This is a genomic window from Nonomuraea sp. NPDC005692 (genome assembly GCF_040631115.1).
Classification (GTDB): Bacteria; Actinomycetota; Actinomycetes; order Streptosporangiales; family Streptosporangiaceae; genus Nonomuraea.
The window spans coordinates 253,724-280,129 of the sequence record NZ_JBEXYU010000007.1; the positions used below are offsets into that span (position 1 = coordinate 253,724).

At 70.1% G+C, this 26,406-nt stretch carries 27 protein-coding genes and 1 pseudogene; 18 read left to right on the forward strand and 10 right to left on the reverse strand.

Annotation, left to right across the window (positions count from 1 at the left end; genetic code table 11):
• The first annotated feature begins 15 nt into the window (after window positions 1-15).
• A complete protein-coding gene (locus ABZ459_RS18295) occupies window positions 16-1,530 on the forward strand; it encodes a hypothetical protein (protein WP_357971423.1) in 1,515 nt (504 codons plus the stop codon).
• 77 nt (window positions 1,531-1,607) lie between these two features.
• Here the strand turns inward: ABZ459_RS18295 and ABZ459_RS18300 are convergent, their stop codons facing one another.
• Window positions 1,608-1,832, reverse strand: coding sequence for a hypothetical protein (locus ABZ459_RS18300; protein WP_357971424.1), 225 nt, complete (start codon window positions 1,830-1,832; stop codon window positions 1,608-1,610).
• Between the two features lie 242 nt (window positions 1,833-2,074).
• Between ABZ459_RS18300 and ABZ459_RS18305 the strand changes: the two genes are divergently transcribed.
• The 4 genes from ABZ459_RS18305 (at window position 2,075) to ABZ459_RS18320 (ending at window position 6,110) form a co-directional block, all read left to right on the forward strand.
• A complete protein-coding gene (locus tag ABZ459_RS18305; protein ID WP_357971425.1) occupies window positions 2,075-2,866 on the forward strand; it encodes a maleylpyruvate isomerase family mycothiol-dependent enzyme in 792 nt (263 codons plus the stop codon).
• Between the two features lie 543 nt (window positions 2,867-3,409).
• A complete protein-coding gene (locus tag ABZ459_RS18310) occupies window positions 3,410-3,742 on the forward strand; it encodes a winged helix-turn-helix domain-containing protein (RefSeq protein ID WP_357971426.1) in 333 nt (110 codons plus the stop codon).
• Complete coding sequence (locus ABZ459_RS18315; RefSeq protein ID WP_352326865.1) at window positions 3,739-3,987, forward strand: hypothetical protein; 249 nt, start codon at window positions 3,739-3,741, stop codon at window positions 3,985-3,987. The genes ABZ459_RS18310 and ABZ459_RS18315 overlap by 4 nt, the downstream gene beginning before the upstream one ends.
• Before the next feature lie 122 nt (window positions 3,988-4,109).
• Window positions 4,110-6,110: a serine hydrolase domain-containing protein gene (locus tag ABZ459_RS18320; protein ID WP_357971427.1), complete on the forward strand. Its 2,001-nt coding sequence runs from the start codon at window positions 4,110-4,112 to the stop codon at window positions 6,108-6,110.
• A 232-nt stretch (window positions 6,111-6,342) separates the two neighbouring features.
• On the opposite strand, the gene ABZ459_RS18325 is transcribed toward ABZ459_RS18320, so the two are convergent.
• Together ABZ459_RS18325 and ABZ459_RS18330 are read right to left on the reverse strand one after the other, a co-directional pair.
• Window positions 6,343-6,840, reverse strand: coding sequence for a peptidase inhibitor family I36 protein (locus ABZ459_RS18325; RefSeq protein WP_357971428.1), 498 nt, complete (start codon window positions 6,838-6,840; stop codon window positions 6,343-6,345).
• 138 nt (window positions 6,841-6,978) lie between these two features.
• The gene (locus tag ABZ459_RS18330) at window positions 6,979-7,500 is read right to left on the reverse strand and encodes an RICIN domain-containing protein (RefSeq protein ID WP_357971429.1); all 522 of its coding nucleotides are present in this window, start codon (window positions 7,498-7,500) and stop codon (window positions 6,979-6,981) included.
• A 595-nt stretch (window positions 7,501-8,095) separates the two neighbouring features.
• Between ABZ459_RS18330 and ABZ459_RS18335 the strand changes: the two genes are divergently transcribed.
• Together ABZ459_RS18335 and ABZ459_RS18340 are read left to right on the forward strand one after the other, a co-directional pair.
• Window positions 8,096-10,102: a GAF domain-containing sensor histidine kinase gene (locus ABZ459_RS18335; protein WP_357971430.1), complete on the forward strand. Its 2,007-nt coding sequence runs from the start codon at window positions 8,096-8,098 to the stop codon at window positions 10,100-10,102.
• Window positions 10,099-10,824, forward strand: coding sequence for a response regulator transcription factor (locus ABZ459_RS18340; RefSeq protein ID WP_357971431.1), 726 nt, complete (start codon window positions 10,099-10,101; stop codon window positions 10,822-10,824). Before ABZ459_RS18335 ends, ABZ459_RS18340 begins: the two co-directional genes overlap by 4 nt.
• 127 nt (window positions 10,825-10,951) lie before the next feature.
• Here the strand turns inward: ABZ459_RS18340 and ABZ459_RS18345 are convergent, their stop codons facing one another.
• The gene (locus tag ABZ459_RS18345; protein ID WP_357971432.1) at window positions 10,952-11,959 is read right to left on the reverse strand and encodes an Lrp/AsnC family transcriptional regulator; all 1,008 of its coding nucleotides are present in this window, start codon (window positions 11,957-11,959) and stop codon (window positions 10,952-10,954) included.
• A 122-nt stretch (window positions 11,960-12,081) separates the two neighbouring features.
• Between ABZ459_RS18345 and ABZ459_RS18350 the strand changes: the two genes are divergently transcribed.
• Window positions 12,082-13,581, forward strand: a complete 1,500-nt coding sequence (locus ABZ459_RS18350) for an MFS transporter (protein ID WP_357971433.1) — start codon at window positions 12,082-12,084, stop codon at window positions 13,579-13,581.
• Between the two features lie 300 nt (window positions 13,582-13,881).
• On the opposite strand, the gene ABZ459_RS18355 is transcribed toward ABZ459_RS18350, so the two are convergent.
• Window positions 13,882-14,010, reverse strand: a complete 129-nt coding sequence (locus ABZ459_RS18355; protein ID WP_357971434.1) for a hypothetical protein — start codon at window positions 14,008-14,010, stop codon at window positions 13,882-13,884.
• A gap of 171 nt (window positions 14,011-14,181) precedes the next feature.
• Between ABZ459_RS18355 and ABZ459_RS18360 the strand changes: the two genes are divergently transcribed.
• The 6 genes from ABZ459_RS18360 to ABZ459_RS18385 all read left to right on the forward strand — a co-directional run bounded on the left by ABZ459_RS18360 (window position 14,182) and on the right by ABZ459_RS18385 (window position 18,994).
• Entirely contained in the window at window positions 14,182-14,778 is a 597-nt protein-coding gene (locus ABZ459_RS18360) for a DUF6230 family protein (protein ID WP_357971435.1), read from the forward strand.
• A 62-nt stretch (window positions 14,779-14,840) separates the two neighbouring features.
• Complete coding sequence (locus ABZ459_RS18365; protein WP_357971436.1) at window positions 14,841-15,344, forward strand: DUF6114 domain-containing protein; 504 nt, start codon at window positions 14,841-14,843, stop codon at window positions 15,342-15,344.
• A 178-nt stretch (window positions 15,345-15,522) separates the two neighbouring features.
• Window positions 15,523-15,756 carry a LapA family protein gene (locus ABZ459_RS18370; RefSeq protein ID WP_357971437.1) on the forward strand — a complete coding sequence of 78 codons (234 nt, stop codon included), beginning with the start codon at window positions 15,523-15,525 and terminating at the stop codon, window positions 15,754-15,756.
• 97 nt (window positions 15,757-15,853) lie between these two features.
• Window positions 15,854-16,765, forward strand: a complete 912-nt coding sequence (locus tag ABZ459_RS18375; protein WP_357971438.1) for a DUF389 domain-containing protein — start codon at window positions 15,854-15,856, stop codon at window positions 16,763-16,765.
• A 1,097-nt stretch (window positions 16,766-17,862) separates the two neighbouring features.
• Window positions 17,863-18,219, forward strand: a complete 357-nt coding sequence (locus tag ABZ459_RS18380; protein WP_357971439.1) for a hypothetical protein — start codon at window positions 17,863-17,865, stop codon at window positions 18,217-18,219.
• 118 nt (window positions 18,220-18,337) lie between these two features.
• Window positions 18,338-18,994: a hypothetical protein gene (locus tag ABZ459_RS18385; RefSeq protein ID WP_357971440.1), complete on the forward strand. Its 657-nt coding sequence runs from the start codon at window positions 18,338-18,340 to the stop codon at window positions 18,992-18,994.
• A 148-nt stretch (window positions 18,995-19,142) separates the two neighbouring features.
• Here the strand turns inward: ABZ459_RS18385 and ABZ459_RS18390 are convergent.
• Together ABZ459_RS18390 and ABZ459_RS18395 are read right to left on the reverse strand one after the other, a co-directional pair.
• Window positions 19,143-19,284 (reverse strand): annotated as a pseudogene (locus ABZ459_RS18390) (transposase); the annotation flags it as partial.
• A gap of 385 nt (window positions 19,285-19,669) precedes the next feature.
• Complete coding sequence (locus ABZ459_RS18395; protein ID WP_357971441.1) at window positions 19,670-20,122, reverse strand: MarR family transcriptional regulator; 453 nt, start codon at window positions 20,120-20,122, stop codon at window positions 19,670-19,672.
• Between the two features lie 208 nt (window positions 20,123-20,330).
• Here ABZ459_RS18395 and ABZ459_RS18400 point away from each other — a divergent pair, with 208 nt between their 5' ends.
• Entirely contained in the window at window positions 20,331-21,281 is a 951-nt protein-coding gene (locus ABZ459_RS18400; RefSeq protein WP_357971442.1) for a zinc-binding alcohol dehydrogenase family protein, read from the forward strand.
• A 30-nt stretch (window positions 21,282-21,311) separates the two neighbouring features.
• On the opposite strand, the gene ABZ459_RS18405 is transcribed toward ABZ459_RS18400, so the two are convergent.
• A complete protein-coding gene (locus ABZ459_RS18405) occupies window positions 21,312-21,518 on the reverse strand; it encodes a hypothetical protein (protein ID WP_357971443.1) in 207 nt (68 codons plus the stop codon).
• A gap of 403 nt (window positions 21,519-21,921) precedes the next feature.
• On the opposite strand from ABZ459_RS18405, the gene ABZ459_RS18410 reads away from it, so the two are divergent.
• A complete protein-coding gene (locus ABZ459_RS18410) occupies window positions 21,922-22,863 on the forward strand; it encodes a hypothetical protein (protein WP_357971444.1) in 942 nt (313 codons plus the stop codon).
• Between the two features lie 117 nt (window positions 22,864-22,980).
• Here the strand turns inward: ABZ459_RS18410 and ABZ459_RS18415 are convergent, their stop codons facing one another.
• Window positions 22,981-23,367, reverse strand: coding sequence for a hypothetical protein (locus tag ABZ459_RS18415; RefSeq protein ID WP_357971445.1), 387 nt, complete (start codon window positions 23,365-23,367; stop codon window positions 22,981-22,983).
• A 91-nt stretch (window positions 23,368-23,458) separates the two neighbouring features.
• Window positions 23,459-24,283, reverse strand: a complete 825-nt coding sequence (locus ABZ459_RS18420; RefSeq protein WP_357971446.1) for an alpha/beta hydrolase — start codon at window positions 24,281-24,283, stop codon at window positions 23,459-23,461.
• Between the two features lie 229 nt (window positions 24,284-24,512).
• On the opposite strand from ABZ459_RS18420, the gene ABZ459_RS18425 reads away from it, so the two are divergent.
• Both ABZ459_RS18425 and ABZ459_RS18430 read left to right on the forward strand, forming a co-directional pair.
• Window positions 24,513-24,818 (forward strand): hypothetical protein, encoded by a 306-nt coding sequence (locus tag ABZ459_RS18425; protein WP_357971447.1) that lies wholly within the window; start codon window positions 24,513-24,515, stop codon window positions 24,816-24,818.
• Between the two features lie 30 nt (window positions 24,819-24,848).
• The gene (locus ABZ459_RS18430) at window positions 24,849-26,360 is read left to right on the forward strand and encodes a hypothetical protein (protein ID WP_357971448.1); all 1,512 of its coding nucleotides are present in this window, start codon (window positions 24,849-24,851) and stop codon (window positions 26,358-26,360) included.
• The last annotated feature ends 46 nt before the right edge of the window (window positions 26,361-26,406 follow it).

Here is a 26,406-nt window from a genome sequence, read left to right on the forward strand (position 1 = left end):
GGACGGATCACGACCATGAAGAGAAAAGCCAAGTCGGTGTCCGGGCCGAAGAAGAAGGCGAACCAGAACACGGGTGACTTCCAGCCCAACCGCGTACCCGTCACCATCGACACGGACTCCGACACCGGCACGGGCGCGACCGGCGGCGACAGGACGCCGCTCACGATCACGCCGGTCCGGACGACGGACCGCGAACCCAGCACGATCACCAAGCCCAAGCAGTCGTTGTCGTTCCTGACCCCGCCCATCTCACTGACGACCACGAACCTCGACGTGGACCCGCCGAAGCCCACCAAGAAGCAGAAGGCGTCGAAGGACGATCTGGGCACCAGCGCCCTGGCCCTCGCACAGAGCATCATGGAGGGCACGGAAGAGGGGTCGTCGACGTACGACTACGCCCAGCAGATGCACGAGCTCGTCACGCTGGCCGGCATGCAGGTGATGAAGAAGTTCTCGCCCAAGCAGCTGACCCTGATGGCGAAGATTCTGCTCAAACGGCAGACGATGGCCGTCGAGGGCCCTGACCAGACGGTCGACGAACTCACCGCGACGGTCCGTGACTACCTCCTCGCCGTCCGCCCGAAGGCGGACGCGTACGTGCTGCCGGGGTCGAAGAAGAAGGGCATGGACACCGTGTCCTCGAAGCAGCAGGCCGCCGAGACGAGCGCCTGGCTGGACGTGGCGCTGTCCGTCCTCGGCCGGGACGGCTTCGACGACGGCGGCAGACTGGTGTGGATGCGGAAGAACATCGACAACCTGCTGAAAGCGATCGCCGACGGCACGGCCACCGTCGAATGGGCGGAGCTGCGCGGCTACATCTTCCAGATCAACAAGACCCTGGCGGCACGCAGCAGTTATCTGCTCAGGGACGTCGAACTACCGATCACCATCCCGGATTCCACCAAGGGGAGATCGGTGGACAGCATCGAGCTGGTCTTCACCCCGGGAGAGCCGGAGCCCGCACTCTGCTTCTGCGAGTACAAGGGCTACGGCACCGATCAGACCCCCAGCAAGGACTTGACGCAAGGCTTCGACGAACAGCTCAACGACTACGTCAAGAAGCTCTCGCTGCCGGCCCAGCCCTGTCACCTGCGTTACGTCTTTCCTGGCGCGGCCCCCGATTGGGTGCATCCCAAGCTCCGCGCCGCCGCTGAGAGGCTGCAGGCCGCCGGGAAGAAGGTCTACATCACCGAGGGATCCGGCACCAGGGTCGTCGGAAAGGAGAAGAACTTCTTCGGCAAGCCGACGAAGCAGATCACCACCACCACCTCCACCGACCCCCCCGTCATCACGCCGCGGGCAAGAGCCGCCTCGACCCCCAGCGTCGTCGTCAAGGAGAAGGTGACCCCGCCCAAGAAGAAGCCCCCGGCCAAGAAGAAGGCGACGAAGAAGGATGAGGAGATCGACGGGCAGGGCAAGCTGGACGCCTTCTGGCCGACCGCCAAGGTGCACCCGCCGGCCTCCACTCCCCCGCCGGGCGACCGGCCTCGCAGCACGTCGACCGTCCTGACCAAGAGCCCGTGGACCTGACCCCGCACAAGGTCCTCCTCGGCCGCCACTTGCCGATGCAGCACCAGGGACACATCACGTGCGACCAGATCTCCAGGTCAGTCACGAGTCTTGTCCTTGAGGAACAGGGCGAGCACCAGCCCTGCGGCCATGACGCAGCCGACCACGATGAAGACGGTGTCCATCGCGCCGGCCATGCCGTCCAGCACGGGCCGGGCCAGGCGGGCGTCGAGATGGTCGAGGTAGGAGGTGTTGTTGAGGTCGACGCCGGATCCATCGTGCAGGCCGGCGATCAGATGCCGTGCGCTGGGGTCCGCGGTCACCGCGGGGTCGTGCAGGGCTGATCGGAACGCCGGGGTGTTCTCTGCCTGGTGGAAGGCGGCGGTGATGCGGTCCTCGGTGAGAGCGAACAGGAGCGACAGGTAGATCGCCGTTCCGGCGGGGCTCGGCTTCGCCCGTGTCGGCCTGTGGGCAGAGGACGACGAACACGCCGACGCGATCTCGTGCGCATTGACCGAACCGCTCCGCCTACCGGTCCCGGGATCGACGGTGATAGACATCCGGCGTGGAAAAGAACTTGGAGTTCCCTGACCTGCTGCGACTGATCGATGAACGGTCGACCGCCTTCCGCGCCACGGTCGCCGCCGCGCCCAGTCTCGACGCACAGGTGCCGACCTGTCCCGGGTGGACGCTGTTCGATCTGGTGAGGCACCTGGGTGGTGGAGACCGTTTCTGGGCCGCCATCGTCGGCGCGGGGCCTGCCGACGCTCCCCCGGCCGAGGCCGCCGCTGCGCGCGCCGCCCTGGAAGTGCCGCAGGAGCGCGAGGCCCTGCTGGCCTGGCTGACGGAGTCGACGCAACTACTGCTGGGCGTACTGCGGGAGGCGGGACCGGACGCCGGCTGCTGGGCGTGGTGGAGTGCCCTGCAGACGCCACGGAGCTCCGGCGGAGTCGCCCGGCACCGGGTTCAGGAGAGCGCGGTGCACACGTACGACGCCCAGCTCGCCGGGGGCGCCCCGCAGCCGGTGCCGGCCGAGGTCGCCCTCGACGGCGTCGAGGAGTTCCTGTTCACCTGCGTCGCGACGCCCATCGCCTGGCCGCACAAGCCTACGGCCTTCGACTTCCACGCCGCCGAGGGCCGCTCCTGGCGCCTCTCGGTCGACGGCGACGGCGCACGCTCTACCCGCATCCCCACGCCCACTGCCGGCGAGGACTCGGACGCAGCCGGCGCCTCCGTCCATGGCACGGCCGGTGAGCTGGTCCTCTACTTGTACGACCGTATCCCGGCCGCCTCCTTGCACGTTGACGGCGACGCAGGGCTGCTTGACCTGCTCCGCGCCTGGGAGCCGAAGGAGTAGGCCCGGCGCTCGGGTCCGTGCCGGCCCGATGTGGCACCAGGCATCGAAGCAAGTGCCCTCTGCGTAACCGCCGCCCGGGACCGTGGCACGCGACCCCGCCCAGACGATCACACACCGCTGCTGATCGTGGTCGAGTGGTAGGCCTGGGCGGGGGCGCGCACTCCCGGCTTGGCAGGGACGGCTGGATCCTCATGCCGACCGCCTCATCCGAGGACGCCTCCTCGCGGATCGCCGAAAAGCGCGAGCTCATGGCTGATCCCGAGTTCCGCGAGTCCGTGATCGTGGAGTCGTCGAACGGTCCGGCGAAACAGAGGATGACCGCCACGTCGCCCCACAGATCACGGACGAGGTCAACCGGCACACCGCGCCAGGAAGACGCACTCTCTTCCTGACCGATCAGGCACATCGCGAACGTCCGCCACCACGTCCCCGTGGGCGACCAGACGCCCTCCGGGCCGAGCGGCACACCGCCGGTTTGACGCGTACACTTGCACCTGTAAGACTGAACTAACAGGTGCAAGACAGACCCTCTCCAAGGACGACATGCCGACCAGCGAAGAGTTGCTCCGCCTGCTCGGCGCGGTCGGGCATCCACTCAGGTTGCAGATCCTCGCCGAGCTCGCCGGCGGCCGGATCCATGTCAGCGAGCTGGCCCGCCGGATCAAGGTGTCCCGTGCGCTGCTCTACATGCATCTGGAGCGGCTGGAGAAGGCGGGGCTGGTCGAAGGGCGGCTGGAGCTGTCGGCCGACGGCAAGGCGATGAAGTACATCGAGCTGCTGCCCTTCGAGCTCACCCTGACGATCGACACCGTCCTCGCGGCTCTGCGCGCGGACGACGAGGAAGGACCCCATCAGGTGCAGGAGACCCCGCAGTGATCGACATCGGTTCCATCGTGATCCCCATCGTGGTCGTGCTGATTCTGTTCGGCGCGATCACGGCCTGCATGGCGTTCTACTTCCGGTTCGAACGGCACCGCACCGACGTGCTGACGGCCGAGATGGCCAGATATCGCGAACTGGCCGAGCAGGCCGTGCAGCGGCAGGGCGAGGTGCAGGCCAGGCTGGGCGAGCTGACGGAGAAGGTCGCGGCGATGGAGAGGATCCTGCTCAGCGTCGACTGACGAGCCTGTGACACAGGTCCGGGGGCGAGCGGCAACTCACCCCCGGACGGCGGAACCGCACGACCACGCCGTGACGGCGTGCCTTTGACGCGTACGTGTTCCTACAGAAAGGAGAGCAGCTCATGCTGCTCGAACGCAAATCATCCCGCCGGCGTGCCCTCATCTGCTCGCTGGCGGTCGCCGCGCCGCTGCTCGCGGTGAGCGCCCCCGCCGCCGCGACGGCGGCCGATCCGGCACGGTCGGTACGGGAGTTCGCCGACGCCTACGTGCCCCGCCAGCTCAAGGAGCACCACATCCCGGGGGCGGCGATCGCCGTCGTGGCGGGCGGCCGTCAGGTCTTCGCCCAGGGGTACGGCGTCGCCGAGGTGGAGACCGGCCGTCCCGTGGACCCCGAGCGGACCGTCTTCGCCCCCGCGTCGGTGGCCAAGCTGATCACCGCCACCGCCGTCATGCAGCTCGTCGAACGGGGCCGAATCGACCTGAACGCCGACGTCAACCAGTACCTCACCACGTTCAAGATCGACGATGCCTACCCGGGCCGGCCGGTCACCATGGCGAACCTGCTGACCCACACCGCCGGGTTCGCCGGCGGTGACTTCGGCACCGGCGCGGCCACCGCCCGTGATGTGCACCCGCTCGGCGCCCACCTCGCCGACCACCAGCCGCCCCGGATCCGGCCGCCCGGCGCGAGGGCCGTCTACTCCAACTACGGGATGGGCCTGGCCGGCTACCTGGTCGAGGTGCGCTCGGGCCTGCCCTTCCACCAGTACGTGCAGGAGAACATCTTCCGCCCGCTCGGCATGACGCGCTCCAGCATGACCCAGCCGGAGCCCGGTCCCGTCGCCCAGGCACTGGCCCCCGGTTACCGTCTCCAGGACGGCCACCAGGTCCGGGCCGAAGGGGCCAAATACGGGCACATGCCGCCGCACGGAGCCGGCTTCCGCTCCACCGCCACCGACATGGCCGCGTTCATGCTGGCCCAGCTGACCGGCGGCAGGGGGATACTCAGGCCGGACAGCGTGCGGCTCATGCAGAGCCGCCACTTCGGCAACGCCGAGGGCACCGCCGGCATGGGGTACGGCTTCCAGGAGTACACCAGGAACGGCCGGCGCCTGGTGGTGCACCGGGGCAACATTCCCGGCTACTTCGCGATCATGGCGCTGATCCCCGACCGGGGCATCGGCGTCTACGCCTCCTACAACGGCATCGGCAAGGGCGGCCCCGACTCCGCCTGGTCCCTGGTCAACGCCTTCGCCGACCGCTTCGCCCCGGCCCCCGCCCCGGCGGACGCCACGCCGGGCCCGCTGCCCGACGTCGCCCAGTACACCGGCACCTACCGTACGGCCCTGGCCGCCGACATGACCGACCTGGGCAAGCTCAGCTCGCTCACCAGCACCGTGACGGTCAGCGCGGGCGGCGACGGCCTCCTGACCACCACCGGCGCGGTCGCGCTCGGCCCCACCGAGAGCCGCCAGTGGACGCAGATCGCCCCCGCCCTGTTCCGCGAGAAGAACGGCTACCGCACCATCCGGTTCCGCCCCGACGGCCTGCTGGCCACGGAGAACCCGGCCGGGCCGCTGGAGCGCCTGGCCTGGTACCAGTCGCCCACGTTGCATCTCGGCGTGCTCGGCGTGAGCCTGACCGTGCTGCTGCTGTCGGCTGTGGGCGGACCCCTCGCGCATGCCGTACGCCTCGCGCGGCGCCGTCGCAGGCGCGCCGGGTCCGGTGACGGTGACGGCGCCGCCTCCGCAGGTGCTTTCGGGGCTGCCGCCGGAGCCGGGCGGGCGGCGCGCCGGCGGCCGGTTCGCAGGCCACGCCTGGCCGGGCTGCCCGCGTGGATCACGGCGGTGCTCGTCACGGCCTCCGCCGGATCCCTCGTGGCGATGTTCGCCGACTTCGACGCCAACCAGGCCGAGTTCTTCCTGGGCGGCAGCCCGTTGTTCACGACCATCACCACGCTGCCCGTCCTGGCCGCGGCCGGGGCCGCCGTGACGCTGGTCACCGCCGGGCTGGCCTGGGTCAAGGGCTGGTGGACCCTGGCCGGGCGGGTTCACTGCACCGTCGTGGTCCTCGCCGCGCTCGCCTATCTGAGTGTGGCCGCCGCCTACAACCTGATCGGCTGAGAGCCTCCGGAGACTCCCGCCTGGCACGCCGGCGTGGCCGCCGAGCCGCTGGTCAGCCGGTCAGGTGGGATGAGCGGCGGCTTCTTGTGAAGGCCGGCGGGTCCGACGGCGGGGGTTCGGCGGTCCGCCAGTACCAGCGGGCCGCCGACGCCTCCGTGCCGCCAGGCCGGTTCCCGGGAGTACCCGACCGGCGGGCACGGCCTGTTCGTCACCCGCTCTCCGACCTGGCTGGTCAGGCGCAGATCTTCACTGCGTCAGTCATGTTGTCCGCCGACTGTGGCATGTCGCCCTTCGCGCCGTCGGGCACGTTCACGAGTAGTTGCCATTCGGCGCCCGTCCAGTTGTACAGTGCGACGCTCGTGCCGGTCCGGTTCTGATACGAGGTCAGCCGGTCCCCCAAGCCGGCGCTTCCGATGTCGTGCATGCTGCAGGTGGCGTCCTTTTGGACGATCATGGTGCCCGCGCCTTGGGCGCCGTCCCATGCGCAGAACAGTCCACCGGGGCAGCTCCACTCCCCCGTGCCTCTGGTCGGCTTGGACGACTGCTTGGAGGGGTTGTGGCCACTCTTGGGGCTGCCTGCCGAGGCGGAGTGGATACCGCCGTCCCGGCAGACCCCGAGCGCCTGGCATACCGGCTCGCCCCACAGCGGTGAGGTCACGAGGGCCGTGATCAGGCCGATGACGGCGACCACTATGGGTATCAGCGAGCTGCTTCCTTCTCTCCCTGTCATGTGGACTCTCCTGGCTAAGGGGGTTATGACCCGGTCAGGGCATGGGGTGTTACCGGATGGTGCCGGTGCATCGGGGGCCTCGTCCCGGACGACCTCCCCGCGCCGCAGCGGCGCGGGGAGCCCGGTTTTCGAGAACGGCTAGGCGACCCTGTTGATGTGCCAGCTCTGGTTCTCGCCGCCCCAGCAGCGGGCCTGCACCACCCTGGCGCCGTTGGCGGGGTCCACGTTGGCCACGTCCAGGCACAGACCACTGTGCTTGGCGATGACGCGCATGGTGCCGTCGGCGTTCTTCTTGAGCCGCCACCGCTGGTTGGCCTTGTAACTGCAGGTGGCCTGGAGCACGGCCGCCGCGCCCGCGGTGCTCGCGAAGGCGACGTCCAGGCACTTGCCGCTGTGCCTGGCGACGAACACGTACGACCCGTCGTCGAACTTGCGGGCCTCCCACTGCTGGCTGAGCACTCGGTCCAGGCACTGCCACTGGTGCGTCGGGGTGGCGTGCAGGGTGCTCCCGTGCAGTACGTCCAGGCACTTGCCGCTGTGCTCGGCGACGAACTTGTAGTAGGCGGGTGCGGCGTGGGCGATCCCGGTTCCGGTGAGGGGGAGGCCGGCGGCCACGGTCAGGGCGACGACGAGGGCGCGGCGGACTGTTGCGGAGGCCATGGTGACTCTTTCTGATGAGAGTTGACGGGTCTGCCGGAGTTCATCCGGCAGACTTCGGACTGGTGGCCACCGACGGGTGAGCACTCCGTCTTCCTGGACCGAAGTCCTGAGGAAAGACCGTGTCCCACCCTGTGACCGGGTGCGTTGATCGCTGATGGATGGGAGCCCGTGCCCAGGAGGCTCGGGCGTCCTCGTTGCTCCACCATCGGCTCCGGCGTGGTCCCGGCGACAGAGGCGCCCGTCCCGGCCGTCCGGGAATCACGGGAAACAGCAGGCCGGGGGCTGTGGGGCGGCCGCGCGTGAGGGGCACGGCAGGACGGCGTGGCGTGACGGCGCGCCCCCGAGCGGCCTTCGTCAGCCGGGTCCCGATGAGCCGGGACCGCCGCCTCTGTCGCCGGGACCACGCGACGCTCCACGGTGGAGACCCCGGTCGCGGGCGCGGCCGTGGGTCTGGTGATGGGAGGAAGGCCATGGTGTCGGCGGGCTGGTCGGGTTCGCGCACTGGTACGGCTCGGCCGGGCCGCGGCAGCGGGCAGAAGGTCGCGGCGTGAGCTCCCTAGGGACGCGGCGGAAGATGGGTGATAATCGCGGCATCGTGGATACCGCTCCTGTCGACGCCGCCACGACCGCCGCCTGCGGGACGGCGGTCGTGCTCACGATGGCCTGCGCCGCGGCGGCGATCGTCTACCCGGTGAGGGCCTGGTCGATCGTCCTGCCGGTGGTGGCGGTCGTGTACGTGTCGGTGCCGGTCGTGGGGGCGGCCATGGCACGGTCGCAGCCGCGCAACCCGGTCGGCTGGATCCTCGTGGCCAGCGGCGTCGGCTTCCCGCTCGCCTGCACCGGCTACCTCCTGGCCGAGGCCGCCTACACCGCCGGAGCGGACGTCCCCTTCGCGGCATGGGCGGGATGGCTGGACGGATGGCCCTGGGTGCCGGCGCTGGGGCTCGTACCGACGCTCGGGCTGTTGCTGTTCCCCGATGGGCGGCCACCGTCGCCGCGGTGGCGTCCGTTCCTGTGGTTGTGCTGTGCGCAGGCCATCATGCTGTTCCTCGGCCTGCTGCTGTCGCCGACGCTGTCGGACTTCCCCGAACACGACAATCCGACCGGGCTGGCGGGAGAGTGGGGGACGGCGGCGGCCGGGCTGTCCGCCGTGATCGCGCTCATGGCGCCACTGTCCACGGTCGCGGCCTGGTCGGTGCACCGCAGGAGAGCCCGCACCACCGATCCGCGCCAGCTGGCCGCGCTGAACCTGGTGCAGCCCGCCGCCTGGCTGCTGGCGGCGGCCTGGTGGGGATGCATCGCGCTCATCTCGTTCGGAGGAGAGTCGATAGACGCCACCCCCGCCGAGGTCTCGGGCATGCTGGCGCTGGCCGGCACGGCGTGGGTCGCGATCCGCCGGTACGGGCTGTTCGACGGCCGCCGGGTGCTCAGCGCGACGATGGCCTACGGACTGCTCACCGTGCTCGTGTTCACGGTGTATCTGGGCGTCGCGGCCGTCGTGCGGCTGCTGACGTCCGAGGCCGTCAGCGAGGCCCTTGCCGTCGTCGCCGCGACGCTGGTGGCGCTGCCACTGCGCGACGTCCTGCAACGCGCCGTCAACCGGATCGTCTACGGCTACCGGGACGACCCGGCCGGCGCGCTCGTCCAGCTCAGCCGCCGACTGGAGGCCGCCGCCCTCCCCGAAGAGGTGCTGCCCAGCGTCGCCCGCACCGTGCAGGCCGCGCTGCGCGTCCCGTACGTGGAAGTCCGCCTCGGACAGAACGTCAGGGCCTGCGCGGGAGACCCGTCCGGCGATCCGCCGGAGGAGTTCCCGCTCGTGTTCGCAGGTGAGACGGTCGGTACGCTCGCCGTGGCCGGGCGTGACCCCGGCGGGGCATTCACCCCCGGGGAGCGGCGGCTGCTGTCCGGCCTGGCGGGCCAGATCGCCGCCGCCGGCCACGCCGTGTCGCTCACCGCCGATCTGCTGCGCTCACGCGAACGGCTGGTGTCCGCGCTGGAGGAGGAACGGCGACGGCTGCGCCGGGACCTGCACGACGGGCTCGGGCCGGCGCTGGCTGGAACGGTGCTCGGGCTGCAGCGGGCGCGTTCCCGGCTGGCCACCGACGCCGACGCCGTGGCCGGGCAGCTGAACGAGCTCACCGCGCAAGTCCAGGAGGCCGTCGCCGAGATTCGCAGGCTCGTGTACGGCCTGCGCCCGCCCGCCCTGGACGAGCTGGGACTGATCGGCGCCCTGCGCGAGCAGGCCAGGACGCTTGGGCCGTTCGTGGTCGAGGGGCCGCAGGAGGAACCCGTCCTGCCCGCCGCCGTCGAGGTCGCCGCCTACCGGATCGCCCTGGAGGCCATGACCAACGCCGCCCGCCACGCGCACGCCGGCCGCGGCACCGTACGGATCAGCGCCGGCACCGCCCTGCACCTGGAGATCAACGACGACGGCATCGGCATACCTGACGGCTACCGCGCCGGCGTCGGCATCACCTCGATGCGCGAACGCGCCGCCGAACTGGGCGGCACCTGCCTGGTCGAACGCGCCACCCCGAACGGCACCACGATTCGCGCGACCCTCCCCCTCAGCCCCGCACGAACGCCCGCGGAGACGTCATGACCGACACCCGCCCGATCAGCGTCGTGGTGGCCGACGACCACCCGATCTTCCGCTCAGGCCTGCGCCAACTGGTCGAGGACAGTCCACTCCTCGAGTTCGTCGGCGAGGCCGCCGACGGTCAGCAGGCCATCGAGCTCTGCTTCCACCGGCAACCGGACGTCGTCCTCATGGACATCCACATGCCGGGCACGAACGGCATCACCGCCACCCGCCGCATACTCGCCGACCTGCCCTCGACCGGCATCCTCATGCTCACCATGCTCGAGGACGACACCTCCATCTTCGCGGCCCTGCGCGCCGGAGCCCGCGGCTACGTCGTCAAGGGCTCAGGGCCCGACGACATCATCCGGGCCATCACGGCTGTGGCCGCCGGCCAGGCCCTGCTCGGTGCCACCGCCGCCGCCCGCATCGCCTCCTTCCTCCAGCCCGACGTGCGCAACCCCGCCCACCCGTTCCCGTCCCTGTCACCACGCGAACGCGACATCCTCGACCTCATGGCCGCCGGCAAACTCAACGCCGCCATCGCCGACGCCCTGGCCCTGAGCGAGAAGACCGTCCGCAACAATGTCTCCAACATCTTCACCAAACTTCAGGTGACCACCAGATCAGACGCCATCGTCAAGGCCCGCCGCGCCGGACTGGGCGAACACGCCACCCCCAGCGGAGACGACGGACACCCCGGCCGCCACCGAGCCGATCCCCCGAACGCCGAACACGCATGAGAGCACTCATCTGATCACGCCCAGTTCAGGAACTCAGCCAATATTCGGCACCGGTCTTCCCGTCCTGTGGCAGCGGTGGCGCGGCGCGCCCTCGAAGAGGCGTTCCAGGGACTGAACGCCTCAGCCGTCAGCGGCGCGGCGTATCCAGGAAGGCCGGGTCGAGGACTGCGCCGACGCGCTTGACGTCCTGGACGATGGGGGCGGTCTCGACGTGGCCGATCGACTTCAAGGCGGCCACCCGTCCGGTGAGGTAACGGTAGAGCTCGCGGGAGTCACGGCAAACGACCTGGACGGCCAGGTTGGTGGGCCCGGTGGTGGCCGCAGCGAAGACGACCTCGGGGTGTCCGGCGAGCGCCTGCCCGGTAGCGACCAGCTCCGCGGGGGCGACCGTCGCCCACAACCGGGCCGCGGTGTGGAAGCCGACGTATGGGAGATCGAACTCGGCGTAGTAGTGGAGCACGCCGATGCCGCGCAGATGGTCGAGACGGCGTCCGACGGTCGACTGCGACCAGCCGGTCGCGGCGGCGAGCTCGGCGTGGCCGGCCCGGCCGTCACGGGCCAGGATGTCGAGGAGCCGCTGGTCGCCAGGATCCAGACGCTGGATGTCGTCGATCTCCGGCGCCGGTTCGGGGCTCAACCGCTGGACCTCCTCGGGGCTGAGAGCCTCCAGGCTGCGGATCCTGCCGGGCGAGCCGTAATAGGTGTGCAGGACCGAATGCGCGGCGACGGCGACGACCCGATTACCGCGCGGCAACCCGTCCAGCAGGAGTTGCTCGCTCTCGACCTGGCTGCGGGTACGCGCGATGCAGAGCAGTTCTGTGCCGCCGGAGACGATCTGGACCCAGGCGGTGTCAGGACGCCGCGCCAGGGTGGCGGCGACGCTCTGCGCTGCGCCGGGCGCGCAGCGCAGCCTGAGGAGCCATCGGCCGTGGGCGACGTAGTTGGCCGGGGGGACGCCGACGATGCGCAGCAGCCCCTGCGAGCGCAATCGGCGGTAGCGGCGGGCGATCGTCTGGTCGGAGACGCCGAAGACGTCGGCGATACGGCTGAACGGTGCCCGACCGTCGAGTTGCAGCGCGTGGATGAGCTTGCGATCGAGGGCGTCGGCAACGGCGCCGATGGAGGAATTCACCATTCAAGAGTAAAAGATGTCGAAATTATGGATTTATGGCCTCCTGGATGGATCTCTCGCGGTTCATCCGCGATCGTTGCCGCCTGACCGCTCTGGCGGTCCGCAATGATCTACGGAGGACTGACATGGGCAAGTGGTGGCCGCTGACGGCGGTCTGTCTCGGGGCGTTCATGCTGCTGGTGGACGTCAACATCGTGACGGTGGCGTTGCCGGACATGGCGATGGGGATGAAGTCGTCGTTCTCCTCGCTGCAGTGGGTCATGGACGTCTACGCGCTGGTGCTGGCCGCGCTGCTGATGGGTGCGGGTGCGCTCGCCGATCTGGTGGGACGCCGCAAGGTGTACGTGAGCGGGCTGGCGCTGTTCGCGCTGTCGTCACTGGTCTGCGGGCTGGCCCCGGACACGGTGGTGCTCGTCGGCGCGCGGGCGGTGCAGGGCGCCGGCGCGGCGATGATGTTCGCGACGACCGTCGCCTTGGTCAACGCCTCCTACGAGGGACGCGACCGGGGAGTGGCGTTCGGCGTCTGGGGGGCGGTGAACGGCGCGGCAGCGGGCGTCGGGCCGCTCCTTGGCGGGCTGGTGACGCACGAGTTCGGCTGGCGGTGGATCTTCCTGGTGAACCTGCCGGTCAGCGTACTGGCCGTGGGGCTGACCCTGAGGGTGGTTCGCGAGTCGCGCGACCCGGCGGCCCGGCGGATCGACCTGCCCGGAACGGCGCTCTTCGTCCTGGCCGCCGGCGCGGTGACGTACGCGCTGACAAAGGCGGGAGAGAACGGATGGACCTCGGCGACGACGCTCGGCATGGTCGCGATCGGGACAGCCGCCCTGATTGCCTTCGTCGTGGTCGAGATCCATGCCCGGCATCCCCTGCTGGACCTGCGCCTGTTCCGCAACCCGACGTTCGCCGGGATCATGATCGCCTCGCTGGTGATGTCGGGGGCGGCCTTCGCCTACCTGCTCTACACCTCGTTGTGGCTGCAGTCCGTCCAAGGGTTGAGCGCGATCGAGGCCGGGTTGGTCATCCTGCCGATGAGCGGCCTGTCGTTCGTGACCTCCTGGCTGACCGGGCGCTTCCTCCACCGGGTGTCACCCCGGTGGGCCGTCGGCGCCGGAATGCTGCTCATCGGGATCGGGACGCTGAGCCAGGCGGTGCTGACCGCGGGATCGGGCTGGACCGCCGTCATCCCCGGGTTCGCGATCACCGGGATCGGCGTCGGACTGGCCCTCCCCAACGTCACGGCGGCGGCGATGGGCTCCGTTTCCCCGGAGCGAAGCGGGATGGCGGCCGGTGCTGTCAGCGCGTTCAGGCAACTCGGCTACGCGCTGGGAATCGCGGTGCTTGGCAGCGTCTTCCGTGCGACGCTGCAACATTCCCTGGAGGGCGAGGTGAGCGATCCCGCCGCCATGACGGAGGCTCTCACCGGCGGCCAGGCCGCGCAGGCGATCAGCCAGGTCTCCGACGCGACCGTCGTCCCGGCCGCATACGCGGCCGGCCTCAACGCCGCGACCATGACGGCGGCGGCGATCGCCCTCGCCGCCGCGGTGGCGACGATCGCCCTGGTACGCCGCCCGGCTCCGGCCCCGAGCCCGGCCGCGCCCGAACCCGCCACGGCCTCAGCGCCCTGACCTAAGGTTGATCTTCAACCTGTCTGTCCAAGGGGGCTCTCGCGTGCGGGTTTTGCCGACGTCATTGTGGGGTGCCGGTCGGCGCCCCCTCGCCGAGGCACTCGCCGGCACCGCAACCCCGCGTCGGCTTCGTCGACGGCCCCGGTGGGCCGGCCGGACCTGCCGGCTACTTCACCGCGGCCGGGTCCCGGCGGCGTCTCGCCGGCGGTCCGAGATCGCTCGACCGGCGGGTGAGCCGGGACACCCCGGTGTGAGCGTTCACGACGGGGTGCCCTGGCCTGGCGGGGCAATCGTGCGGGTTCACCAGAGCAGCCTGGCCTGCCCGGTATGGCCGATAAGGCCTGTGGAGCCTTCCATCACGGCGGCCTCGTAGGTGAAGGCCTGCCCGAACCACGGCTGGCCGGAGTACTCACCGTTGTGGCCGGTCACCGCCGTTCTGGCTTTCGGCAAGATTGCCCAGCCTCACGCCATAACCCGCGGCGTCCGGCGTGTATGCCGACGAATACCGAGGGCGTCGCACATGCTCGGCAATAGACCGGAGTATGACTGTCTGTAACGGATCGCTGGCTCGTCCGGAAGCCGGTGTGAAGGGAGCGCCTCATGGCCGAGCAGGGCCGCGTGTGCTGGAAGCGCTTCGGTCTACTCTTCGCTCCTGTCGCGGCGATGACGTCGTTGCTGGTCGGTGCCACAGCCCAGGGGGTCATCGGCGCCACGTTCGCGGTCTCCGGCAACAGCTTCAAACTGTTCGCCGGCGAGCTGCGCGGCCAGGGCTTCTCCTTGGCCACCGACGTGGACCGGACCGAGAACGGCCAAGTGTTCCCCGTCATCGTGACCGGCGTTCGGCGGGCCGCGGTCACCGGCCTGTGCACGAGCGCGCTGGTGAAGACGCCCGTGGGCACGATAACGCTCCAGCTGACCGGCGGCCGGGGCGGTGACGAGGTCGACATCGACAACTTGGTGATCGATGTGGTGGCGGGACAGACGGCCGCCTCCATCCGGGACCTGGAACTGGGCCGGGATGCCGGCACCCTGGACGAGGTTCCCGCCGGCAGGGGGCCGGCCGGCACGTTCGGCAGCCAAGCGAGAGTCGTCACCCTGCGTAACGTCAGGCTGGGCGCCAGGGCGGTCACGGCGGCGACGTTCAGCCTGCCCGACCTCGACCTGAAGGTGTCGCGCGGCGAGCACGAGTGCTACTGAGGCAGGACGGGCCTGGATTGCGCGCGGCAGGGGGCGCGACGTGAGACGAAGGATGGAAGATCATGAAGCTGTGGCGTCGTTCCCGGCCGTTCTGGGGCGGGCTGTTCATCGTGGCGGCGGGGCTGGAACTGCTGTCCATCCCGCTCGCGCTCGACGCGCTGCCCGTGGCCGTCATGTTCGCCACGGTGGGTGCCGGCTACCTGATCGCTCTCACCCTGATCATCGCGGGCATGCTCGTGTGGTTGCAGCCCGGCCAGCGACTGTTCCTCGGCTTGATCGCGGTGCTGCTGTCCCTGGCGTCCTTCGTCTACTCCAACCTGGGCGGCTTCCTGCTCGGCATGATCCTTGGCCTGCTGGGCGGCATGCTGGCCATCGCCTGGACGCCCGACAGCCCGCCCGCCGGACGCCTCGACACCGTCACCGTCCGGAGCGCCCTGGCCGCGGCCCGGGCTGTGGGGCGGCGTTGCCGGCGACTGGTTGCGCCTCCGAGGCGAACCCGTACCGAGACCGATCCCGTGCCGGCGGACACGGGTTCCCCTGCGAAGCTGCGAGAGCCGGCAAGGTGAAGAGGCGTGGTGGGATCCCGAGGCGAAGGTCCCGCAGACGGGCAGCACGGGATGACACGAGCCTGTACGCGCTGCTCACCCGCTGGTGCGTCAACCGGTGGGGCAACCACGGCTCCGTGGAAGGTTGCGCTGACGAAGACCTGGTCACAACACGCGCTCGCAAATCTGGAGGAATTCGTTGACAGAGCAACGCCCAAAAGGCCGTCTCGCGGCGGTACCGCCGCGCGTCTGGCTGGCACTCGTGCTGCTGGTGCTGGCGGTCGCGTTCATCCTGCAGAACCAGCAGGACGCGACGATCCGCCTGTTCACGATCGTGGTGACCGCCCCGCTGTGGGTCACGCTGGTGGCGTGCACCGTCGTCGGGATCCTGATCGGCGCGCTGGCCGCCCGCAGGAGTCGAAACGGCCGGTGACGGCGTGCTGAGCCGTCTCCAAGAGCGCCTCCTCCCCACGGCGCAACGCCGCCCGTTGGAGGAACTGGCCGAAATCCTGGACCTGTCCTCGGGGGACGTGCGCGCGAAACGATCGGCGTTCTGGACGATGCTCGCCCTGTCGGCCATCATCGCCGCGGCCGGCATCCACACCGATTCCACGGCCACCGTGATCGGCGCCATGATCATCGCACCGCTGGGCACGCCCATCATGGGCATCGCGCTGGCGATCGTACGGCGCCGCCGGGAGGGCGCGGTCGGGTTCGTGTTCTTCGGCGCCCTCCTCGTGATCGCCACCGGGATGGTCTTCTCGCTGCTGCTGCCCACCTCGTATGCGCTGCTGGCCAACAGCCAGATCGCCGCCCGCACATCCCCCAAGCTGATGGATCTGGTGGCCGCGCTCGCCACCGGGCTGGCCGGAGCCGTCGCGCACGCCCGCCGCGACGTCGCCGCCGTGCTGCCGGGCGTGGCGATCGCGATCTCCCTGGTCCCGCCGCTAGCCGTGGCCGGGGTCTGTCTCGGCCAGGGAGCGGGCTGGCTGACGCTCGGCGCGCTCGTGCTCTTTCTGTCCAATCTGCTGGCGCTGGTGCTGGGCGGCATCGCGGTGTTCACGGCGACCGGGTACGCGGCCGAGTCCGTCGCCCGCTCCGGTGGCAGCGGCCACACTCGGCTCACGCTGGTGCTGCTGGCCGTCGTGGTGCTGCTGCCGCTGTCGGTCAACAGCGTGGTCAGTTACCTGCTGAGCGCCTGGAGCGCACAGGCGCGGGCGGTCGCCACCGAGTGGATCTCCGCGGTGCCCGGCTCGTCGATCGCCGGTGCCGACGTCGTCTCCCGCGAGATTCACATCCGCGTACGGACGCCGGGCGACCTGCCGCCGGTCTCCGGCCTGCTCGGCGCGCTTCGCGGCCGGGTCCCGGACGGGGTGCCGATCGTGGTCGAGGTCACGCAAGGGGGCACGATCAACGCCGGCCGGGTGGGGGCGCCCTCGTGAGATCCCTCCGGCCTTCCGTTGAGCGGCCACGGACGGGCCAGGGCGCTGCTGTTCGAGCTCATCTGGCTGATCACGAGCTGGGCCGTGCTGGTCGTTCTCATCATGCTGCCGGGCGGGTGTTCTTGGACCGCTTCTCGGCGATGCGATCCAGAAGTACGCTGCCCACATGAGTAGCCCACGCGTGCAGGGCAGAGGGCCCTGAATCCTGGCTTCACCGTTGCTGCAATAGTCCTAGCTCTGCCAGTGCTGCTGCGCTTGATGCTCGCGGCGTGGGCTTTCCGCATCGCTCTGCGGAACTGCCGCTCCCAGGAGCAACGCCGAGCCATTGCTCAGTCAGCCATCCCCATCTTCCTGAACAGGAAAGATGAACAGTCACCGCTTCCCACAGCGGATGAGTTGCCCTCTGGTGAGACAGAGGGCGGGGCAGAGTCCTAGATCGCGGCGCGGGCGGATGGGGTCAGGAGGACTGTGTCCTCAATCGGGCCACACCCGCCACATCAGCCCCATGACGACGCAACCGCCCCATACGAAGACCTCCCGGCGGCGAAGACGTGAGTCACCGACGGCGACGAGCCGGAGCCTCGCGTACGCGATGGGAAGAGGCTCAACCCAGCCGGCGGCTGGGAGCTCGCCGGGATGACGGCATCCTGCGCATGCGCCCCCAGTGGGAGAAGGGGCGCCCCAAGAAGCAGACCTGGAGCGTCGCCGCCGGCATGCCGTCGCGCCATCGGCCCTGGTGACTGTCACTGCGCTCAGCGCCCGCCCTCAGCCTGCGGTTGCCGAGCAGGCGAGCGCAGTCAAGCCGGCCGACTGGATCGCGGCACTGGCCGGGGCTCTTGGCGCGATCGGAGGCGCCGCGGGTGGTCGTAGAATCGCTGCGGCAGCCTTCACGGGAAGCGGGAGCCGCGGATGAGAGTCGGAATCTCCGGCGCGCACGGGACCGGGAAGACGACGCTGGTCGAGTCACTGTGTGCGAACCTGCCGGGCCACGTGGCGGTCGACGAGCCGTATTACTCCTTGAGGAGGAGGGGTACGAGTTCGGGTTCCCGCCGTCCCTGGAGGACTACCGGGCCATGCTCGCACGCTCGGTCCGGAGCATGACCTCGCCGCTGCCGGCGGCCGGGGTCGTCTTTGACCGGACGCCGCTGGACTACCTCGCGTACCTGGCCGCGATGGGCGCTGATCCGTCGGGCGAGGCCGGAAACGCGGGGCTTCGGGCCGCCTTTGCGGGTCTTGACCTGCTGGTCGTTACGCCGGTCACGGCGGAGACGGAGCGGGTGTTGCCGGCTGCGGAGATGCGCGGGCTTCGCTCGCGGGTGAATGATGCGCTGCTGGACCTGGTCTATGACGACCCGTTGGGCGCCTGGGAGGACACGCCGGTGCTGGAGCTCAGCGGGTCGCTGGACGGCCGTCTGGGCGCGCTCCTTTCCGCGCTGGGCCAGGCGGTGTCCTAGCCGGGATTGAAGGCGCGGGTCAGCCACCGTGCAGGAAGCTCTCAATGTGGTCCAGGCCGTGTTTCAGAACCCTGTCGCGCGCGCCGGATTGTCGGTACACGGACCTACGATCTTCCCCATGCCGATATCCGCCATCCCCGCGTCCCTGTCCTATGCCGATGCCGATGCCCGCCTGGGCGGCGCGTTGTCCGCCGTGTTCGAGGGTGCGGGAGCGTCGCCCGGCTACGACGAGGTGCTGTTCTGCGACGGCGACCTCACCCTCGACGGGGATTTCCTGGACGCCATCAACGAACTGCGCGGCGGCGACGCCAAGGGGGACGTCGAGTTGATCGTGGTCACCGGCGACCTGAAGGTCAACGGCCCGATCGCGCTCTACGGGGACCGGCCCGGCCTGTACGTCGGCGGTCGCACCGAGGCCGAGACCCTGGAGGGCGGCGAAGCGGAGATCTACATCCACGACGGCGCCTTCACCCACCTGGTCTACGGCTGGTACAACCACGGCTCTTTGCGGACCGGGATCGTCGAGACCCCATGGGTGATCGACTACGACCACGCCATGGACGTGTACGCCCCGAACGGGCGCTGGGTGGACAATTACGACGATGACGACGACGCCGACTTCGCCGTCGGGGACAGCATCGTCGAAGCGTTCGTGCCCGAGGTCGTCGACGCGGAGGGCCGATGCCTGGACGTCGACGAGTTCCTAACCCGGCTGCGGGCCGGGCTGCCGGTCCTACGGCCCGAAGCCCGGCCGGCGGCCGATGGTGTTTCATAAGGATCTTTGAGGCTTGCGGCGTGGCGGCCGACACCCCGGACGCCTGCGCGACCTCGTTGACGGCCACGACGAAGCCCTCGGGTGAGGTGACCGCGACGACGCCGGGCGGAGCGTGCATGCCGAGTTGCCCGACCGGCTTGTCCACTCACCGTGTCGAAAACGCCGAGCAGGTGGCTGGTGGCCACCACGCTGGTCAGCGCCTGGTCGGCCTGGCGGCCACGTTCCAGCAGCCAGCCAGGGAAGTAGGAGCTTGCGCGTAACGGGGTCGCCGGCTCCACGGTGCCGGCGCGGGCGCCCGGTCCCGTCGGCGGCAGCCGATGCGCGCATGCTCCGCTCGTTACCGTGCTCGCCGTACGGCGCTCCGATGCCCACCAGCAGAACCCACAGTGTGACGTGACACCATCGTCGCCGCAGTGCTCGGTCCGGCGAGGTCCTGGGACGGTCGCCAGAGACGCGCGCAACCCCGATTCTGCCCAGCACCGAGATGGACCGAGGACTGTCGCCCCGCTGCCCGACGGTCACCACCGCGGCCGGCAGTCCGCGGCCCTGCTCACCGGCCAGCCGGTCTTCCCGGCGGCGTCCCCGCTGCCGCCAGGATCTGGGCCCGGCTCCCCGCGCGTTGCCGGCGGGCGAACGTCGCAGACGGCAGTAACTGGCCGTGGCCCCGCTCGGTGATCAGCGCGCGGCAGTCGGGCCCGGTTCGGCGTGTGCCCGCGACGGGCGGGCCGAGACGACATCGAGCAGGCCGGCGAGCTGACCGAGCTGTTGTTGATCCAGCCGACCGGTCGCCGGTGTCAGGGCCCGCCGGATGTCGTCCTTCACGCGCTCGGTGAGTTCGATCCCGGCCAGGGTCATGTACACCTCGACGACCCGGCCGTCATCGGGGTTCTTGCCGCGCGTCAGCAGCCCCCGGCGCTCGGCGCGGGCGATGAGGGTGGACATCGTGGACTTGTCCAGACCGAGGTAGGCGGCCAGGTCGGTGACGCGGAGGCGGCGGTCGCGAAGGATGCCGAGCACCCGCAGCTGGGTGAGCGACAAGTCGTGCTCGCCACCGATGCGGGTCAGCACGCCGGCCACCTCGAAGGTGGTCCGGACGAGGGCGTCCATGACGTCGTCGGCGACGGTCATGCCGCCATGCTAGTCCGGCATGGTTGGAAATACCAACCATGCCGAAGTGTGGACGTCCGGCATCGCCGTCACCCGAGGGCGCCTCACGCTCGATCCCGTATCAGGGGTCGACGGATTCGGCGTCGATCGCACGGCCCGGTTGACATGGTTTGCATTTCCAACCATCCTGAAGATAGTTGGAAATGCAAACCATCTCCCGGAGGTCTCCATGCATGCTGCCGTCATCCCGGAAGCCGGTGCTCCGCCGGTCTATCAGGACCACCCCGACCCCGCGGAACGCCGCGACGAGCTCGTCGTCGAGGTCCTCGCGGCCGGTCTGCACCATCTGACCAGGGCCAAGGCGAACGGCTCGCACTACTCCGGCAAGGGCATGTACCCGCTCGTCCCAGGCGTCGACGGCGTCGTACGCGACAAGGAGGGCAACCTCCGCTACGTGGTCCTGGACGACACAGCTCTGGGCACGTTCGCCGACCGCACCCTCATCGACCCGCGTCGCAGCGTGATCCTGCCCGACGGCGTCGACCCCGTGCGGATCGCCGCCGCGATGAACCCGGCCATGTCGTCCTGGGTCGCGCTGCGCCGGCGCGTCGACTTCCGAGCCGGTCAGCGCGTTCTGGTCCTCGGCGCCACCGGCAACGCCGGACGAATGGCGGTCCAGATCGCCAAGCTGTTCGGCGCCGCCCACGTCATCGCAGCGGGCCGTGACGCCACCCGCTTGAGAGCGCTGACCGCCCTCGGAGCCGATGAGACGATCACCTTCGACGAGTTCGGCCGCGCGGCCGATGTCGACGTGGTCATCGACTACGTGTGGGGCGAGCCCGCGGCCGGCGCCTTGATCCCGATGCTCACCGCCCGCGCCGATCGCGCCGTCCCATTGACCTGGATCCAGATCGGATCGGTCGCCGGCCAGAGTGCGCCGATCCCGTCCGCGGCACTGCGCTCGGCCCGCCTGCAGATCGTCGGCAGCGGCATCGGCTCGGTCCCTGCCCGCGACATCCTCGCCGAGCTGCCCGAACTGGCCTCAGCGGTGACCGCCGGCGCGATCGACGTGCGGGCCCGCGCCGTACCCCTCCCCCAGGTCGCGCAGGCGTGGACCGACGAGACCGAGGACCGCATCGTCCTCGTCCCCCAGCCACCCCATCGGACGAGGCAGCCATGACATCGTCGAGCAGCGGCGCGAACGCGCTGATCACTGGCCCTCCGTGCCGATGACGCCGCCGCCGAGGGCGGCGGGGCAGTAGCTCATCGCACGCTGCTGCGCCGTGTGGGAAATCGGCGAGAGGGTGCGTCGAGGCGCTCGCGGATCCATGCTGCCCGCGCTGAGGGCGAGGAGTGAGGTGACGTGCGTGGTTGCTCGGCTGCCATCGGCCAGGATGATCGGCTCGTCTATCGGCAAGTAATGCGCCTCATGTTCGCGGCGATAGTCGGACGCGGGGCCGAGGCCGAGGGAGGGGCGCGGATGTTGACTGAGGCGTTGGCGGCGGTGGCGCCGGCGGGGGAACGGCCGTGGTCAAGACCGCTACTGCACCGGGGCGGGCCAGGCCGAGCAGGTGGCGGCGTGGCGGCTGCAGCTGAGCGCCCTGTTGGAGGACGAGCCCGGGGCAGAGAACGGACTGCGGGCGCTCGTGGCGGTGTGGGGCGCGGGCGGCCGTCGGCCAGAGCTTCCGGCAGGCCGTCCATGACACCGAGCGCCTGCAGCTCCAAGTAGGCCGGCGATGAGCGAGGCATCGCCGAGCAGGCCAAGATGGCCACGGTGGATGTGGCCGGCCGCTCAGGCTGCCGCCGTCGTGGTGGGAGCGGTGCTGCTGGTGGCGCTCTCGCTCACCGACTTTCTGGCCTGGGCGGAATCCCCGCGAGGGCTGGGGCAGTCAGCCCTTGGGGCGTGGGTGGTGGCGCTATGGCTGGCTGTCTCGCCGGTCGTGCTGGCTCTCAAGGTCGGGAACTTGCGGCGGCGTGGTGCTCGTTCTTGGCCGCTGGTCATCGCGGCGTGGGCGATCATCGCCATCGGTGCGGTCGCCCAATGGGAGGCCGGACGCTCGTGGCCGGAGATCCTCCTCAGGCCCGTAACGCTGGCCCTCATGCTCGTGATCACCGGCCCGGACGGGTTCCGTTCTTTTGCCAAAGCCGTCCGAGGGGTGCTGCGGCCACCTCTGCGGATCGCGCTGTGGGCGTTGGACAGCAGCCGCTCTCCCTACCGCAAGAAGCTCTCTGGAGTGATCGTGCTGGCAGGGTACCTGTCCTGGGTTGCCGGGCGATTCTTCGACGCAGCGTTCGCTGATGTGACCGCGTACTTCACGTCGATCTCGACCAGCGACGACGTCTGGTCATGCTTTTACGTGCCGCCGAAGCTGTCCAGCCAGGTGGGGACGCCGCTGTGGCTGCACGTCGCGTTCTCAGCGACGCTGCTCGTCCTGGTGCTGTGGGCGTTTGGACTACTTGTCGCCACTCGAGTGCTCCTGTGCCTGTACCTGGGCGTGGTCGTTGTCTGGAACGCCTGTCAGGCAGCGCGTTTGGGCGGCGTAAGTGCCTACACAGCGTCGTTCTCGGGTGTGGACGACGTCTGGCAGCACATCTATCTACCGCCGAAGCTGTCCGGCCAGGTGGGGACGCCGCCGTGGTTGCACGTCGCGTTCCCCGCGACGCTGCTCATCCTGGTGCTGATGGTGTTCTTGCAGTTGTGCCTGTGGGTCCTCTCCCGGTTCGTGGAGCAGGCTGGCAGTCGGAACACCGAGTGGCGGTAGTGAGCCAGAGGCCGGGCTGGGGCTACCGCCATCCAAGGCATCTACAGGCTCGTCAGCCGCTGGGTACAGTCCTGGCACGGGGCCGGCCGCGATGGGGCGTCGTTGCCCGACCCAGGTTCAGGTCAGGGGCCGGAAGAGGGTTCGGAGCTGTTCTGCCAGGTAGTCCGGTTCCTCGTGGGCCATGAAGTGTCCGCCGTGGTCGGGGCGAGCGAAGTGTCGCAGGTTGGGAAAGGCGCGTTCGGCCAGGCTCCGGGGGAAGCCTGCCATCAGGGATTCGTGGCTCAGGGTGAGCAAGTCGTCGGCCTCCCACCGGGCCTTGAGGTCGCCCTCGCAGTCGCTCCAGTCGCGGTACTTGTCGGCGATCCAGGCCAACAGCCCTGCCGGTGAGTCCGTCAGCGCCGCGGCGATCGTGTCCGGGCGGGTTCGCATGATCGCGCTGTAGCCGCCGTCCTGGGCGTCGTAGGCCTGTTCGGCGTCCAGGTGGATCCGCTCGTCCGGGTTCACGGCCGAAGAGTCGATGCCGGCGGTGAGGCGACCACGCTGGCCGGAAGTGGCCGGCGACAAGGTCGCCGTATCACCGGCCCTGACCGCTGCTTCAGCCCTTGATCCACCTGGTCAAGGTGTCGAGATAGCCCGGCGCCGTACTCGTGCCACCGTTCGTCTGGAGCCGGTGGTCGGCGACGGGGACCAGTGCGTCGGCGCCGCCGAAGATTGCCAGGTGCGGGCAGCGCAGGCGCAGCGTGTCCGGGACGGGATCGTGGTCCTGCTTGCGTTTCTGGAACTCCCAGAGACGCTCGTCCATGTCGCCCCAGAAGCCGGTGAACGCGTGCTCTTCGTCGAAGAGCGGGGCCACCTCGGCGAAGCCGAGATCCTTCCGGCCTGCGTCGACGAGCCGGTCGTACCAGGCCAGCACGCCATCGGCCGGCCGCGCGGTCGCCGCGCCGCGCCGCAGGGCGTTGGCCAACGCGTGCCGATCCTGGGCCGCCGGAGTCATCCCCGGGCAGCTGTTGGTGATCACCCAAGGTGCGCCGGCCCGGGCGGCGGCGCGCAGGACGACCCAGCCGCCCTCGCTGTGCCCGAACAGCCCCACCTCGCCGGTCCGCATGCCAGGTTGCGCGCGGAGGAATCGCAGCGCAGCGAGGGCGTCGCCGGCCAGGTCGTCCATGGTCGCATCGCGCCAGTCGCCGGTGGACGAGCCGACGCCGCGTTTGTCGTAGGACAGCACGGCGATACCGGCCTCCACCAGGTGCCGGCGAAGGGGCGGGAAGTACGTGCCGTTGTCCCTGTCCGACGCCCCGGACCCGCCGACCATCACCACCCCGTGAGCCACTTCGCCACGATCGGGAACCGCCATCGAACCCGCCAGCTCCACCTCGTTGCTGACGAACCTGACCTCACGCGGGACCGGATCGGTAGCCATGAAGATCAGTATCCCGAAGAGCCCGCCGACGCGCAGTGGGGCCTGCGAGCGGCCTGAGGACGGCGCGGGACGGTGGGCTCCCGTCCACCCTGGTGAGCCTGTCGCCGGGTGCCCGCGGCCTCGGCGCCGCCCGAATGAGTAGGCGTTACTCATGCCGGACGGCGTCCGGCGGCGGAGGCTGGTTCTGGAACGACTCCAGAAGATCAACAGCTGTCGGGCAGGAGAGTCCATGGACACGCATTGGGGCACGATGCGCCGCCGCTACACGCGGGCCGCAGCGCGGGCGCAGTCGATGACCGCGCTGAGCACGGCCGGATACGAGGTCTGGAGCGACCCGGCCGGCGACGAGTACTTCGTCCTGGGCGGCAACGACCAGGTGAACGTGACGATCGTGATCGTCCCCGAGGGGGACGCCGAGTGCTTCATCGCCGTCATCGCCAACAGCTCCAACGGCACGGCCGAGAGCGCACGCAACAAGGTCCGCAGCCTCATCCCGGACCTGGCGGCTCCCGCCCCGATGCCCCACCTGCCGTAGGTCCGTCGTCCGACAGAAGGGAGCACGGTCATGGTTCAGGTGGCCCCGACATTCGGCCCGTGGTCGAGCAACGCCAACAGCGTCGTCAGCACCTGGGTGCCCAACGGCGACACGCCGCTGGGCTACCGCATCTGGACGAACCCGTTCGACCTGCGGGTCACGATCGACGTCGACCTCGCCGTGTTCACGGCCGATCCCTCGGTCGGCGGGTGGGGTGGCCGGTACACCTGGACGAACCTGCCCAGCGACCGTCAGATGACGTTCATCGTGGCGTGCGTGTACCCGGGAGGAGTGATCGCGGCCAACAGCTTCCAGGCGCGTACCCTGCCCTCGGCGACCGCTCCGGCGGAGCCGCCACCGCCGCCCGCCGGCCGTTTCCGCGCGGTCGGGAACATCGGCGGGGCCGTCGAGCTGACGTGGGACCGCGTCGACGCGGCGGCCGTGAGGGAGCTGTTCGTGGTCCGGCTGGGGCCGGAGGTGAGGTTGTTCAGCTCGCCCGGGGCCGCCGACCCGGGACGGTTCACCGACCACGTGGGCGGCCCGGGCGACTACACGTACATGTTGCGGACCATCGCCCCGCACGGGGCCTTCACGGACGTACGGGCGACGGCGACGGTCGTCCCGGCGCCGGCTCCGATGCCGCACCTGCCGGGCTGGTCGGAACGGCGCGGGATCGCCATGAGCCACGGTGTCCCGATACCGGCGATGACCGCCGTCTCATGGGGGCCGAACCGCATCGACGCGGCATGGAGCTCGTTCGCGGACTTCAAGAAGATCGCCAGGGTGGCCTGGACCGGGGCGGCGTTCGAGTCCCAGCCGGGGCCGGCGGGACCGGGCGACGGAAGCGGTGACTCCTCCGCCATCGGCTCGATGGCCCTCAGCTCGCTGGGCCCGGGACATCTGGACTTCCTTTACGCGCACCCGGGGACGGGCCCCTGGCATCGCTGGTGGAACGGGCAGTCGTGGACGGCGCCCGAGAACCTGGGCTGGGGAACGATCAACGGGCTCTGCGCCGTGGGGTGGCCCGCGTCGGACCAGTTGCACGTGTTCTACACCACCGCGAGCGGAGGCAGCCGCCTCCTGCACCGCCGCTGGAGCGGCGGCGCCTGGTCCGGCGAGGAGGACTGGGGCGGGACCGTGCAGGGGCGGCCCACGGCCGCATCATGGGGCGAAGGACGGCTGGACGTCTTCTACCGATCCCCCGCCAACCATCTCATGCACCAGTGGCTGGACGCCGGAGCTCGGGGCGCGGAGGAGGACCTGGGCGACTCTCTCACCTGCGACCCGGCAGCGGTCGCCGACCGGTTCGGGTCGCTCCACGTGTTCTACAACTCCGGAGGGCGCCTGGTCGATCGGCGCTGGAACACCAGCGGCCACGGCTGGGACCGTCCTGCCGAACCGCTGGACCACACCACCACCGGGCCCCTCGACGAGAAGCGCGCCCCAGCCGCCGCGTCCTGGGGGCCGGGCCGGGTCGACGTGTTCTTCGTCCGCTTCGACCAGGGGGCGGTCCCGTACGTCTATCACATGTCCTATCACTGACCGGCGACCCGGACCACGCGCGTCGGTTGTCAGGGATACGGCCTCG

Excerpts from the sequence above, each read along its gene's own strand:
- ABZ459_RS18330 (WP_357971429.1), bottom strand. The coding sequence starts at position 7,500 with ATGGCCTCCGCAACAGTCCGCCGCGCCCTCGTCGTCGCCCTGACCGTG.
- ABZ459_RS18395 (WP_357971441.1), bottom strand. The coding sequence starts at position 20,122 with ATGACCGTCGCCGACGACGTCATGGACGCCCTCGTCCGGACCACCTTC.
- ABZ459_RS18360 (WP_357971435.1), top strand. The coding sequence starts at position 14,182 with ATGGCCGAGCAGGGCCGCGTGTGCTGGAAGCGCTTCGGTCTACTCTTC.
- ABZ459_RS18295 (WP_357971423.1), top strand. The coding sequence starts at position 16 with ATGAAGAGAAAAGCCAAGTCGGTGTCCGGGCCGAAGAAGAAGGCGAAC.
- ABZ459_RS18345 (WP_357971432.1), bottom strand. The coding sequence starts at position 11,959 with ATGGTGAATTCCTCCATCGGCGCCGTTGCCGACGCCCTCGATCGCAAG.
- ABZ459_RS18430 (WP_357971448.1), top strand. The coding sequence starts at position 24,849 with ATGGTTCAGGTGGCCCCGACATTCGGCCCGTGGTCGAGCAACGCCAAC.
- ABZ459_RS18340 (WP_357971431.1), top strand. The coding sequence starts at position 10,099 with ATGACCGACACCCGCCCGATCAGCGTCGTGGTGGCCGACGACCACCCG.
- ABZ459_RS18365 (WP_357971436.1), top strand. The coding sequence starts at position 14,841 with ATGAAGCTGTGGCGTCGTTCCCGGCCGTTCTGGGGCGGGCTGTTCATC.
- ABZ459_RS18380 (WP_357971439.1), top strand. The coding sequence starts at position 17,863 with ATGACCTCGCCGCTGCCGGCGGCCGGGGTCGTCTTTGACCGGACGCCG.
- ABZ459_RS18320 (WP_357971427.1), top strand. The coding sequence starts at position 4,110 with ATGCTGCTCGAACGCAAATCATCCCGCCGGCGTGCCCTCATCTGCTCG.
- ABZ459_RS18385 (WP_357971440.1), top strand. The coding sequence starts at position 18,338 with ATGCCGATATCCGCCATCCCCGCGTCCCTGTCCTATGCCGATGCCGAT.
- ABZ459_RS18350 (WP_357971433.1), top strand. The coding sequence starts at position 12,082 with ATGGGCAAGTGGTGGCCGCTGACGGCGGTCTGTCTCGGGGCGTTCATG.
- ABZ459_RS18420 (WP_357971446.1), bottom strand. The coding sequence starts at position 24,283 with ATGGCTACCGATCCGGTCCCGCGTGAGGTCAGGTTCGTCAGCAACGAG.
- ABZ459_RS18425 (WP_357971447.1), top strand. The coding sequence starts at position 24,513 with ATGGACACGCATTGGGGCACGATGCGCCGCCGCTACACGCGGGCCGCA.
- ABZ459_RS18325 (WP_357971428.1), bottom strand. The coding sequence starts at position 6,840 with ATGACAGGGAGAGAAGGAAGCAGCTCGCTGATACCCATAGTGGTCGCC.
- ABZ459_RS18310 (WP_357971426.1), top strand. The coding sequence starts at position 3,410 with ATGCCGACCAGCGAAGAGTTGCTCCGCCTGCTCGGCGCGGTCGGGCAT.
- ABZ459_RS18400 (WP_357971442.1), top strand. The coding sequence starts at position 20,331 with ATGCATGCTGCCGTCATCCCGGAAGCCGGTGCTCCGCCGGTCTATCAG.